Annotated in this window: 11 protein-coding genes; 8 read left to right on the top strand and 3 right to left on the bottom strand. The window is 76.5% G+C overall.

The window, feature by feature from the left end; all coding sequences use genetic code 11:
- The first annotated feature begins 127 nt into the window (after positions 1–127).
- The 4 genes from nsrR to BBH68_RS33085 all read left to right on the top strand — a co-directional run bounded on the left by nsrR (position 128) and on the right by BBH68_RS33085 (position 3,799).
- Complete coding sequence (nsrR, locus tag BBH68_RS33070; protein ID WP_065967451.1) at positions 128–571, top strand: nitric oxide-sensing transcriptional repressor NsrR; 444 nt, start codon at positions 128–130, stop codon at positions 569–571.
- Between the two features lie 73 nt (positions 572–644).
- A complete protein-coding gene (locus BBH68_RS33075) occupies positions 645–1,850 on the top strand; it encodes a globin domain-containing protein (protein ID WP_065967452.1) in 1,206 nt (401 codons plus the stop codon).
- A 109-nt stretch (positions 1,851–1,959) separates the two neighbouring features.
- Positions 1,960–2,523 carry a ParH-like protein gene (locus BBH68_RS33080; RefSeq protein WP_065967453.1) on the top strand — a complete coding sequence of 188 codons (564 nt, stop codon included), beginning with the start codon at positions 1,960–1,962 and terminating at the stop codon, positions 2,521–2,523.
- Positions 2,504–3,799: an MAB_1171c family putative transporter gene (locus BBH68_RS33085; protein ID WP_065967454.1), complete on the top strand. Its 1,296-nt coding sequence runs from the start codon at positions 2,504–2,506 to the stop codon at positions 3,797–3,799. Before BBH68_RS33080 ends, BBH68_RS33085 begins: the two co-directional genes overlap by 20 nt.
- Here BBH68_RS33085 and BBH68_RS41080 read toward each other — a convergent pair.
- Positions 3,747–6,296: a LuxR C-terminal-related transcriptional regulator gene (locus BBH68_RS41080; RefSeq protein ID WP_065967455.1), complete on the bottom strand. Its 2,550-nt coding sequence runs from the start codon at positions 6,294–6,296 to the stop codon at positions 3,747–3,749. The two genes, BBH68_RS33085 and BBH68_RS41080, sit on opposite strands and share 53 nt — an antisense overlap.
- Positions 6,297–6,466: 170 nt before the next feature.
- Here BBH68_RS41080 and BBH68_RS33095 point away from each other — a divergent pair, with 170 nt between their 5' ends.
- Entirely contained in the window at positions 6,467–6,940 is a 474-nt protein-coding gene (locus BBH68_RS33095) for a helix-turn-helix domain-containing protein (RefSeq protein ID WP_065967456.1), read from the top strand.
- Between the two features lie 200 nt (positions 6,941–7,140).
- Here BBH68_RS33095 and BBH68_RS42370 read toward each other — a convergent pair whose 3' ends face one another.
- Complete coding sequence (locus tag BBH68_RS42370; RefSeq protein ID WP_170066623.1) at positions 7,141–7,308, bottom strand: hypothetical protein; 168 nt, start codon at positions 7,306–7,308, stop codon at positions 7,141–7,143.
- Between the two features lie 328 nt (positions 7,309–7,636).
- Here BBH68_RS42370 and lxmK point away from each other — a divergent pair, with 328 nt between their 5' ends.
- Together lxmK and BBH68_RS33105 are read left to right on the top strand one after the other, a co-directional pair.
- Entirely contained in the window at positions 7,637–8,785 is a 1,149-nt protein-coding gene (gene lxmK / locus BBH68_RS33100) for a class V lanthionine synthetase subunit LxmK (protein WP_079151367.1), read from the top strand.
- The gene (locus tag BBH68_RS33105; RefSeq protein WP_079151368.1) at positions 8,782–9,840 is read left to right on the top strand and encodes a T3SS effector HopA1 family protein; all 1,059 of its coding nucleotides are present in this window, start codon (positions 8,782–8,784) and stop codon (positions 9,838–9,840) included. The genes lxmK and BBH68_RS33105 overlap by 4 nt, the downstream gene beginning before the upstream one ends.
- A gap of 36 nt (positions 9,841–9,876) precedes the next feature.
- On the opposite strand, the gene BBH68_RS33110 is transcribed toward BBH68_RS33105, so the two are convergent.
- Positions 9,877–10,548 (bottom strand): enoyl-CoA hydratase-related protein, encoded by a 672-nt coding sequence (locus BBH68_RS33110; protein ID WP_065967457.1) that lies wholly within the window; start codon positions 10,546–10,548, stop codon positions 9,877–9,879.
- Positions 10,549–10,796: 248 nt separating this feature from the next.
- Here BBH68_RS33110 and BBH68_RS33115 point away from each other — a divergent pair, with 248 nt between their 5' ends.
- Complete coding sequence (locus BBH68_RS33115; protein WP_065967458.1) at positions 10,797–11,663, top strand: pentapeptide repeat-containing protein; 867 nt, start codon at positions 10,797–10,799, stop codon at positions 11,661–11,663.
- The last annotated feature ends 207 nt before the right edge of the window (positions 11,664–11,870 follow it).

Here is an 11,870-nt window from a genome sequence, read left to right on the forward strand (position 1 = left end):
CTTTCCCTCCGTACGAACCCCTGCGCATCCTCACGGCCACGGGCGGCCGGATGCCTGAGACGCATACCACACAAGCCCCGCCCGCCGATAACTGGAATTTAGCATGCCGATTTAATAACGTCGTGTTGTGCGACTGACCAAGTTCACGGATCTGGCATTGCGAGCCGTGATGCGGCTCGCGGTCTTCGAGGGGGGCACCCCGCTGACCACCCGCGAGGTGGCCGAGGCGGTCAACGTGCCGTACGCGCACATGGCCAAGGTGATCACCCGGCTGCAGCACCTCGGCGTGGTGGAGGCCAGGCGGGGGCGCGGCGGGGGGCTGGAGCTGACCGGCCTCGGGCGCACCGCCTCGGTCGGCTGGCTGGTGCGCGAGCTGGAGGGGGAGGACGAGGTGGTCACCTGCGAGGGTGACACGCCCTGTCCACTGCGCGGCGCCTGCCGGCTCCGCGGGGCGCTGCGCGAGGCGCAGGAGGCGTTCCATCGCGCACTCGACCCGCTGACCGTGGCGGACCTGGTGACCGCGCCCACCGGCCCGGTGCTGGTCGGGTTGACCGGCCGGCGCCCCGACTGACCCGCGCCCCCGCCAGGGGGCGCTTGTCCGTACAGCTAAATACGAAGATCATTAACCAATTCAAGGAGTCGTGATGCTCTCCGCGCAATCCGCCCCGGTCATCCGCGCCACCCTGCCCGCCGTCGGCGCGGCCGTCGAGGACATCGCCGGGCTGTTCTACCGGAAGCTCTTCGCCGCGCACCCGGAGCTGCTGCGCGATCTGTTCAACCGCGGCAACCAGGCCAACGGCGAGCAGCGCAAGGCCCTGGCCGGCTCCATCGCCGCCTTCGCGGGGCTGCTGGTCGAGCGTCCCGACGTCCGGCCGGACGCGCTGCTGGGCCGCATCGCCAACAAGCACGCCTCCCTGGGCATCACCTCCGAGCAGTACAAGCTCGTCCACCGCCACCTCTTCGCGGCCATCGCGGAGGTGCTCGGCGACGCCTTCACCCCCGAGGCCGCCGCGGCCTGGGACGAGGTCTACTGGCTGATGGCGAACGCGCTGATCGCCACCGAGGCCCGGCTGTACCAGGAAGCCGGCGTCGCCGAGGGCGAGGTGTGGCGGCGCATGGTGATCGCCGAGCGGCGCGAGGAGACCCCCGACGCGGTGTCCCTGGTGCTGCGGCGCGCCGACGGCCTGCCCGCCGGCCCCTTCCTCCCCGGCCAGTACGTCAGCGTCCAGGCCGAACTCCCCGACGGCGCCCGGCAGATCCGCCAGTACAGCCTCTCAGCCGCGCCCGGCCGACCGTGGTGGCGCATCACCGTCAAGCGGGTGGCGGGCGACGCCGGGCCGCAGGGCGAGGTCTCGTCCTGGCTGCACGCACACGCGAAGGTGGGGGACGTGCTCACCGTGTCCGCTCCCTTCGGGGATCTGGTGCTGCCCGAGGGCGACGGCCCGCTGCTGCTCGCCTCCGCCGGCATCGGCGCCACCCCGATGCTGTCCATCCTCGACCACCTGGCCGCCACCGGCTCCAGCCGCCGGGTGACCGTGGTCCACGGCGACCGCTCCCCCGGCGACCACGCCCACCGGGAGGAACAGCTCCGCCTGGTCCGCGCGCTCCCCGACGCCCGACTGCGCCTGTGGTACGAGGACGGCGTGGCGCCGGACACCGCGGCCCCGGAGGTGGCGGCGGGCCGGGTCGACGTCGGCGCCCTGGACCTGCCCGAGGGGCTGACCGCGTTCCTGTGCGGCCCGCTGCCGTATCTGCGCGCGGTCCGCGGCGATCTGCTGCGCCTGGGCGTGCCCGCCGCCGCGATCCACTACGAGGTCTTCGGCCCGGACCTGTGGCTCGGCCAGGAGTGAGGCCGCTTCTCGCGCTTGTGGATTCCCCGGATGCCGGTACAGTCGCCCATGCCGGGCGAACGCGGGGCGGTTGAAGGGGGCGGCTTATGCGCGGGCTGGCGGGCGGCCGGTGAACCGCGCGCGATTATGGTGGCGCAGCCGCCGGCTCGTCGACGGTCTCGACCTGCCGAGCCCATTCGACCCGGCCGCGTTCGTGGCCCTGCTGGCCGAGCGGCGCGGACGCCCGATCGAGCTGCTGCCGGTCACCGTGCGCGGCTCCCTGCCGTGCGGCCTGCTCGCGACCACCGACCGGGCCGACTACATCTGCTACGCGGCGGACACCACCGACCTCCACCGGCAGCACATCGTGCTGCACGAGGCCGCCCACCTGCTGTGGGGCCACGAGGGCACGGCCGACCCGGCCGTCGTGGGCCTGCTGACACCCCATCTGACGGCCTCCCTGGTGCGCCGGGTGCTCGGCAGGACCGTGTACACCCAGCCGCAGGAGCGGGAAGCCGAGTACCTGGCCTCCCTGATCCGGCAGCGGGCGCTGCGCAACGACCAGGGTCCGGGCGCGCCCAGCCCCGGCCAGGCCCGGCTCGGCCCGCTCGTCGGCGCGAGGCCGGGCGGTACGCACCCACCGCGCGGACCGGCCGGGGCTCAGGCTCCGGACCGTGCACCCGGCCGTGGGTGACCTCCTGGCCTACCTGCCCGCCGCGGCGGCGATGGCGGTGGGCTGGTACCAACTGCGGCCGGCGCGCGGACGCCGCTTCCCCCCGGGCAGCCGCCCGCTGTGTCTGTTCGGGCTGTGCATGGGGGCCGCGATGGCGGTCCTCGCCCCGGCGACGGCGGCGGCGGCCGCCCGTGTGCTGCCCACCGCGGCCACGGCCTGGCCGCACCTCCTCGGCCGCCAACTGGAGATGGCCGCACTGTGCGCTCTGGCCCTGGCGGCGGCGGAGCTCGGCCTGCCCGACTCACGGCGCCTCCCGGCGCGGTGGCACCCGTGGGTCACGGTGGCCGTGTGCGCGGCGGCCACCGCGTGCTTCCTCGTCTCGCGCGCGACCGTGGAGGAAGGCGCGATCACCGCCCCCGGGACGGCGGGCAGGGCCGCCCTGGTCGCCTTCGACGTGCTGTTCACGCTGTACAGCCTGTGGAGCCTGGCCCTGTTCGCGCTCCCGGTGCACGCCCAGGTCCGGCGCTCGGGCCCGGGCCCGTTCCGCACCGGTCTGCGGCTGGTCACCGCGAGCGCGTGTCTGGGCGGGTTGTGGGCGGTGTGGGGCCTGGCGGGCGTCGCGAACATGGCCCGCACCGGCCGTCAGGGCGCGGGCCAGGACCCGGTCGCGCTGGCGCTGGGCGGCGCCTGCCTGGTGCTGGCCGGCCTGGGCGCGACCGCCGCCCGGTGGGGCGGCGCCCTGACGGCGCCGGCCCGCTGGCTGCGCGCCTACCGCAGCTACCGCGCCCTGGAACCGCTCTGGTCTGCGCTCCACACCGCCGTGCCCGGGATCGCCCTGCGGGCGCGGACGCGCCGGCCGGCGTGGCTGCCACCGCGCAGCGCGGAGTTCGCGCTGTACCGCAGGGTGATCGAGATCCGCGACGGCTATCTGGCGCTGCGCCCGTACGTCCCGCGGTGCGGCACCTTCGCGGTGGGCCGGGCCGGGGACGGCGAGGGCGCCGAGACGGAGGCCGCCGCCGTCGCGGCGGCGCTCGACGCGGCCAGGGGCGGGGTACGGCCCGACGCCCGGACCCCGGACCCGGTCGTCGGCACCGGCCCCCGCCCCGCCGTCCGGCCGGTGCGGGGCAGCGTCGACGCGGAGGCGGCCTGGCTGGTGCGGGTGGCGGAGGCGTTCGCCCGGTCCGCGGGGGCCGCGGCGGCGGAGCGGCGGGCCACAGGCGCCCGGGCCACCGCCGGGCCGCCGCTCACCCCGGGGCGGGAGCGGGCGCCGGCGTCGGCGCCGGGGCGGAAGGACTGAACGCGGAGGCGTCGGAGGTGTGGTGCACCCAGTTGGCGATCTCGACCCGTGAGGAGCAGCCCAGCTTCCGCATGGTCTCCCTGATGTGGTTCACCACCGTCCACTCGGAGATCTGCAGCCGGCGGGCGATCTGCTTGTTGCTCAGCCCCAGGGTGATCAGGGCGGAGACCTGGGACTGACGGGGAGTGAGCGGGTCGCCGGGCAGGGGGGCGCCGCGGCCTGGGGCCGGCGGCGGGTCCGCGGCCGGCCCCGCGCACGGCAGGGGGGCGGCCGGGCGGGGCTCAGGGGCCCCGACCTCCCAGGGGGCGCGTCCCCGCCCGGGGGCCGCGGGCGCGCTCCGGCCCGGCGAGGCGTCGAGGGCCGCGCCCCGGCCGGGGGCCCCGTCCGGCCGCATGTCCGGCCGTAAGGGGCCGTGCCGGGACGCGAACTGCTTGACCAGGTCGGGCAGCGGCGTCCCGGCCCCTTCCGACAGGGCCGCGAGGAAGGCCCGTTCGCCCAGGTACCGCCGCATGTGGCCCTCCAGCCGCCCCATGGTGAAGTCCGGGTGCGCGGGCTCGTCGAGCAGCCCGCCCGGGCCGCGCGCGGCGTGGCAGCCGCCCAGGCACCGGACCACCTCGGCGGCGCGGGCGGCGGTCGCGGGCAGCAGGGGAGTGCCGAGCACCGACACCAGGGCGCCGAGCACGGCGGGGATGCCGAGGGTGCGCAGCCCGGCCACGGCGCGGTCGAAGCAGCCGTCGGCCTCGGCCGCCCGGCCACGGGCCGCGGCGAAGACGCCGAGCTGGAGCAGGGCGGTCCCGGAGACCAGCGCGTCCCGGCGCCGGGTGGCGCCCGACAGGGCCTCCACCGCCAGGGCCGTGGCCTTCGTCAGGCCGCCGTGGAGGAACTCCGCGAGCGAGGCGTCCAGCACGACGCGGTGGGTGGCCTGTCCGTCGCCGGCGTACGACCGGTGGGCCGCGACCGCCGCGTGCAGGGCGGTCAGCGCCTCGCGCGGCCGGTACGGAGCCTCGGCGATGCCCCTGAGGTGCAGCGACCTGGCCGCGAGCAGGGCGGCCCCGGGTGTCCCGTCCGCGCCGGCCCGGTCGGCGTCCGTCTGGGCGAGGAGCGCGAGGGCCGCCTCCGGCTCCCCGGCCCGGATCGCCGCCTCGGCCAGCAACAGGTCGAGCCGGATCCGCCAGGGCGCGGCGGCCGGCGCCGCCGGCAGGGCGGTCAGCCGCTCGGCCCAGGTGAACGGGGTGCCCGAGACGCACCAGTAGGCGCGCGCGTGGTCGACGAGCGCGATCGCCTCGTCGGCCGAGCCGGCGTCGATCAGGGTGTCCAGGGCGCAGCGGATGTTGCGCTCCTCGCTCCGGAAGGCCGCGATCCCCGTCTGCTGGTCGCCCTCGGCGATGCGGCGCGCCGCGCTGCTCGCCAGCTCGGCGTAGTAGCGGGCGTGGGCGAGCCGGAGGTCGTCGCCGCGCGGCGCGGGGCCCGGCCCGGCGGCGGACGGCTGGAACGGCAGGTGCAGCCGGGTCCGGGTGAAGCCGTCCAGGCGGCCGGAGGGGAGGGCGGACACGGCCAGCAGATGGCGGCCGAGCAGGTTCTCCAGCGCCCGCGGGAAGGCGTTGAGGGGGACGCCCGCGATCCGGCGCAGCGCCTCGGGCCCGGCCCCGCCGCTGAAGAGCCGGGAGCAGGCGAGCAGTCGGCGTTCGGTGTCGCCCGGGTGGGGGCCGGTCCCCGCCGGTGCGGATCCTTCCACGGGGTGGGCCGGGGCGGGCGCGGGGCCGCCGTACGCGTCGAGCAGCCGCGCCAGGCTCCCGCTGTCGCCCCCGGCCCCCGCCGGGCCTGCCGGCCCGGGGTCGAAGCGCCCCTCCAGCGCGGCCCAGAGCACTTCGGGGCCCTCCAGAGCGGCGATCCGCGCCGCCAGGACCAGCGCGCCGGGGACGCCCCGCAGTTCCGCGCAGGTGCGGGCGACCGCCTCCTGGTTGTGGTGCCGGACGCGGAAGGCGGGGTTCAGCGCGCGTACGGAGGCCACGTACAGCCGCACGGACGGGATGCGGCACAGGCCGTCGAGGTCGAGCGCCGAGCAGTCGAGCGGGACGGGCAGCGGCCCGACCACGCGCCCGGCGAACCCCTCGGCGCCCACGGCGGCCAGGGGCTCGCGGGTGGTGATGATCAGCCGGGCGCCGTCGCGCGCCACGGCGGCCGGCAGCCCCTGGAGGTGCGCCGGGGCCAGGCCCTCGGCGACGAGGAGCGGGCCGGCCCCGGCGCGCCCGGGGCGTTCGAGGAGGCGGCGGAGCTCCGCGCCCGGGTTCTCGTGGGCGGTGGGGTCGAAGGTGATCGTCTCGGCGCCACGCGCCGCCGCGTACGCGGACGCGACCGCTCGGGCCAGCCGTGCCTTGCCGATGCCCGGCCCGCCGGAGAGCACCACGCCGGGCGTGCAGGTGTCGGTCAGGAGCGCCAGCAGCTCGGAGACCTCACGGTCCCGTCCGAAGATCTCGCGGTCGTGCGGATCGGTCACGGCCGCCCCCCGAGGGATATGAGCTGAGATGAATATGGTGGGGAAAATCCTGCACAGCAGCTCGACGGCCTGTCAACTAGAATGAATCGGCGACGGGTTGAAGACCCATGTGTGCTGATATCCGCCGGACAGCCGCGGCGGGCGCCGACGAGCGACGGGAGAGGTGCGCCGTGACAGGGGAGGAGCCCACGCGGTCGGCGCTGGCCGACAGGATCGACGCTCTCTTCGAGATCGTGCGCAGACCCGACCGCCAGCAGTACAGCCACGAGGAAGTGGCCCGGGCCTGCCGCGAGGCCACCGGTGAGACCTTCTCGGCCACCTATCTGTGGCAACTGCGCACCGGGCGGCGGGACAACCCGACCAAGCGCCATCTGGAGGCGCTGGCGCGGTTCTTCCAGGTCCCCCCGGCCTACTTCTTCGACGACGAGCAGGGCACGGAGATCGCCCGCGAACTGGAGCTGCTCGGCGCGCTGCGCGACGCGGGCGTCCGGGACGCGGCGCTGCGCGCGGTGAACCTCTCCCCGGAGGGGCTGGGCAGGATCCGCGACGTCATCGAGGCGATCGCCCGGCGCGAGGCGCGGGCCGCGGCGGAGGCGGAGGCGGAGGCGGAGAAGGGTGCGGGGCGCCGCCCCGACCGGCGCTGACACCCGAGCCGACACCCGAGTGGGCGCCCGCGCGGACGGCCGAGGCGGCAGGCCCCCGAGCCGGCACCGGAGCCGCCGCCGGAGCCGGTCCCCCGCGTGACACCACGGGCGGGCCCCGCCGACGGGGGCGTCGACGGGGCCCGTTCGGGGCTACGGGGTCATGACGGGCTCGTTTCGACAGGCCGTCAGGCCCCCGCCGCTCACACCGGCGCGTCGCCGGCGGTGATGGTGGTGATCAGCGAGAGCGTGGTGGTGATGATGGTGATGGTGGACTGGTCCGCCGCGTTGCCGGTGGTGGCGAGTTCCGCGACGGCCGCGTCGGGCGTGGTGTAGGCGGCGTAACCGCCCATCAGGTCGATGGCGCTCATGGCTGCTGTCTCCTCGTGTCGCGTGTCGTGTGTCGGGGGCGGTGCCGGGTGCGCGGGGGCCGGTCGCGATCCGCCCCGGCCCCGCCTCCCCGTCCCTGCCTCGATCCCAGCAGCCGTCGCCCGGCACGGACACCCGCAGGAAACTGGCCCAACCCCGGGGCGCCGGCGGCGGTCGGCGCGGCGGCGAGGGGGCGGGAGCGCCCCGCCACCGCGCGAAACCGGCAGAACCTTGCCCCCCGGGGGCCGGGCCGGTGGCTCCCGACGGGCGCCTGCCAGGCCAAGTCCTGTCACTTTCCGTCCGGTCCCGCCCCTGCCTAGCGTTCCGGGCATGACAGCGACGATTCCGGCGGACGTGCACGGCGCACCGGCCGCACCACGGCACGATCTCGCCCCGGTGCCGCTCATCGAGGCCCCCGAGGTCGGCCTCGCGCTGACGCGACTCGGACTCCGGCCGCTGGTGCCCGACGGGCTCGTCGGCCACCCGGGACGCAATGACAACTGGGCCGGCCGCACCGAGGACGGCCGCCGGGTGTTCGTCAAACGGCTGGACCGGGGGGCGCCCGACGCGGCGGCGCGCTTCGACCGGGCGTACGCCTTCCAGGTGGCGCGGGCCGCGGCCGGCCCGCTCGACTGGAGCGCCCCGGCCTTCCTCGGCGGGGACCGCGAGGCCCTGGTCCTGGTCTACGCCCTCCTGGAGGGGGCGGTGTCCGGGGCGGCCCTGGCCGAGCGGGGCGCGTTCGACACCGGCCTGGCGCGCCGCGCCGGACGGGCGGTGGGAGAGCTGCACGGCTTCCACCCCGGCGGGGCCCCCCGCGCGGCAGCCCGGGGGACAGGGGGACTGGCCTCCCGGCTGTCCGCCCTGACCGTGGCGGAGTACGCCCGCAGCAGCGGGGGCGAACTCGGTTTCTGGGCGCTGCTGCAGCACGACGAGGACCTCCGGGCGGCGCTGCGGGCGCTCGGCGAGCGCTCGGCCGCCGCCGGGCCGGTGCCCGCACACGGCGATCTGAGGCTGGATCAGTTCCTGTTGCACGGCGGCGAACTGCACCTGTGCGACTGGGAGGAGTTCCGCCTCGCCGACCCGGCCCGCGATGTCGGCGGCTTCGTCGGACAGTGGCTGTTCCGCGCGGCCACGCTGATGTTCACCGAGTTCGAGCCCGACGCCCCCGGGGACCCGGAAGGCGCCGACGGCGGCACCCACGCGTCCCTGGTGCGGGCCGGCGCCGGCCGGCTCGACGGCGTACGGCCGCTGATCGCCGCGTTCTGGCGGGGGTACCGCGAGGCCCGGCCGGTGGCCGACCCGGGTCTCGCGGAGCGGGCGGTGGCCTACGCCGGGTGGCACCTGTTCGACCGGGTGCTCGCCGCCGCCGCGCACAGCGCGCGGCTGACCGCCGTCCAGCGGGGGACCGCGGGCGTGGGCCGCGGCGCGCTGCTCGCCCCCGGCCGGTTCGTCGACGTGCTCGGGCTGGGGGACGCATGACCGGCACCGCCGAGCCGGCCGGGCCCGGCCCGCTGTCCCCCGCCCTGCGGGCCGCGCTGACCCACCTGCGGCTGTGCGGCACCCGGGCGGACGGCACGCCCGACATCCGGCTGGAGGGGCTCCGCGTCCCCGGCGACACGGTGCGGGAGGTACGGCAGGCCCTGGCCGCCGCGCTGTACGAGCGGTGGCACGCGGGAACGGCGCGCGAGCCGGACGCGCCCGCCCTCCCGCCGCGCCGCGACCACCCCTTCGAGGCGCGGCTGAGCGGGGCGACACCGCACGCGCACACGCCGGCCGAGGCCGTGGTGCGCACCCCGCCGGCGCCCGGCGGCGGGGTGCTCACCGCGGAGCTGGGGCGGGTTCGGGTGAGCCTGCCGCCGGACGCGGTGCGCGGGGGCCCGGCCGGCGGGCCGCCGGGCGCGGGCGCGCGGGTGGTCGTGGAACTGCCCGCCGTACGGCCGGCCCTGTCACCGGGTTTCTGGCTGGTGGACGGGGCGGACGGGCGCCCCACGGACGGTGCGGACCGCGAGCTGCTGCGGATGTACGTCCATCTGCGGTACGCGGACGCCGCGCCGCGGGTGTGGGGCGTCCTGCTGGCGGAGCTGACCGCCCGGTCCGTACCGTACCGCGCCAAGGTCCTCTCGCGCCCGTGGGCGTATCCGCGCCGCGACGCCCTCGTGGTCTATCTCGACGCGGACCGCGCGGACGCGGTGTTCCCGCTGGCGGCGGCCGTGCGCCGACTGCCGGGCGTGGGCGCGGACACCTCCGTCTTCGCGCGGCGGCTGATCCCGGGGGTCGCGGTGGCCTGGGAGCCGCGCGATGCCCGGCCCGGCCGGCCCGGGCAGAGCTTCGGCCAGCACCGGGCGGCGGCCGTCGCCGAGGGCGTCCTACGGCACGCCGCGGACCGCGAGCGCACGGACCTGGCCCGGGAGGTCGCGGCCTCGCTGCACCGCGCGGGGGCCGACCCGGCGGAACCCGCCCGCAACCACTCCTCCCCCGACCTGCCCACCTCGGCCCTGCTGACGTCGCGGCCGGCTTCCCACCCCCTCCCCTGAGGAATCCTCCGACGCCCCGGGGCGCCGCACGCGTCGTCAGCCGAGGGGGTTGGCCGTGTCGCGCAGGGCGGCCAGGACCGGGGCGTACATCCGCGCCTTGATGGTGCCGAGGGTGTCTCCGGCCTTGTTCACCTGTGCCTGGGCGATCTCCACGGCGGTGGCGCGTACGGCCTCCTCGTCGACCGCGCGGTCGACGACGCCGGCGGCCGCGGCCTCCGTACCGCCGTAGCGGCGGGCGGTGAGCATGGCCTCATGGGCGGTCCGCGGGGTCAGCCGGGCCTGGATGAGGGCGCTCATGCCGGGCGTGAAGGGGATGTTGATGTCCGCTTCGGGCAGACACCAGTAGCCCCGGTCGGCGCGCATCACCCGGAAGTCGTGGGCGAGGGAGAACATGGCGCCGGCGGCGAAGGTGTGCCCCTGCAGCGCGGCCACGGTGATCGCCGGGAGGGACAGCAGCCGCGCGAACAGCTCATGGACCGAGACCACGTAGTCCCGGTGCCGGTCGGAGTGGGCGAACAGCCAGTCCAGGTCCAGGCCGTTGGAGTAGAACTTCCCCGTCGCCGCCGTCACCAGGGCGCGGGGGCCCTCGGCCTTCTCCACCTCCTCCAGGGCGGCGCCCACCGAGGCGAGCCAGTCGGGGTGGAAGCGGTTCTCGCCGTCTCCGAGATCGAGGACGAAGACGTTGTCGTGGCGGTCGAGCGTGGGCATGGCGGCTCCTTCGAGCTGGGCGGGGACAGGCGTGACGACGGGGCACGGCCCGGAAAACCCACCGCCTCCCCGACAGCTCTACCTGCCAGTAACTTAAAGGGTGCGGCACAGCGCGGACAAGGGGGTTCCCCCCGAGGTCGGGCCGGGCCCGGCCCGAGCGCCGGGGCGCCGGGGACCTGAGGGAGAATGGACACCCGTCCCGAGCACGCGGCGAGCGGCGCTCATCTCACGGTAGGAGACCAGGCACGTTGTCCCGGAAGCGCGAAACCCCGTCGGCCGGCACCCCCGCGACCGGCCCCGTCCGGCCCGACCTGCGGGCCGACTGCGCGAACTGCTTCGGACTGTGCTGCGTCGCCCTGCCCTTCGCCCGCTCCGCCGACTTCGCGGTCGACAAGCCGGCCGGGCAACCGTGTGGGAACCTCCAGGCCGACTTCCGCTGCGGCATCCACACCCGGCTGCGCGAGCGGGGCTTCTCCGGCTGCACGGTCTTCGACTGCTTCGGGGCGGGCCAGAAGGTCTCCCAGGTCACCTTCGGCGGCCGGGACTGGCGGCAGGCCCCCGACACCGCGCCGCGGATGTTCGAGGTGTTCCCCGTCATGCGGGCGCTGCACGAACTGCTGTGGTACGTGGCCGAGGCGCTGACCCTGCGCCCGGCCCGCCCGATCCACGCCGACCTCCGCCTCGCCCGGGAGAACCTGGAACGCCACACGCGCGGCAGCGCCGAATCCCTGGCCCGGCTGGACGTGGCGGCGCTCCGCCAGGAGGTGAACGTCCTGCTGCTGCGCGCCGGCGAGCTGGTGCGGGCCGAGGTCCCCGGCCGCAAGAAGAACCACCGGGGCGCCGACCTCATCGGCGCCCGCCTCAAGGGGGCCGACCTGCGCGGCGCCAACCTGCGCGGCGCCCGTCTGATCGCGGCCGACCTGAGCGGCGCGGACCTGCGCGAGGCCGATCTGATCGGGGTGGACTTCCGCGACGCGGATCTGACCGGCGCCGACCTCACGGGAGCGATCTTCCTCACCCAGGCCCAGCTCGACGCTGCCAAGGGGGACGCCACCACCGAACTGCCCCGGGCCCTGAGCCACCCCGCGCACTGGGTGTCCGCCACCGCGTCCTGACGCACCCGCGGCCGGTTTCGGCCAACCTCACCGCTCAGGGCCGGCGAGGGGCCTTCGCAACCGGTGAATGATGCACGGGAACGGCCCGCGGGAAGGTATAACCGTTTCAACAGCGGTGAGTTGACGTGTCGGAACACACCGGCCGGACGGGACACACACCGTCCGGAAGACAGACCAGCCGGAAGAGACGGACGAGACAGGGGCCGG

Source organism: Streptomyces sparsogenes (assembly GCF_001704635.1).
In the GTDB taxonomy this organism is placed as follows: Bacteria; Actinomycetota; Actinomycetes; order Streptomycetales; family Streptomycetaceae; genus Streptomyces; species Streptomyces sparsogenes.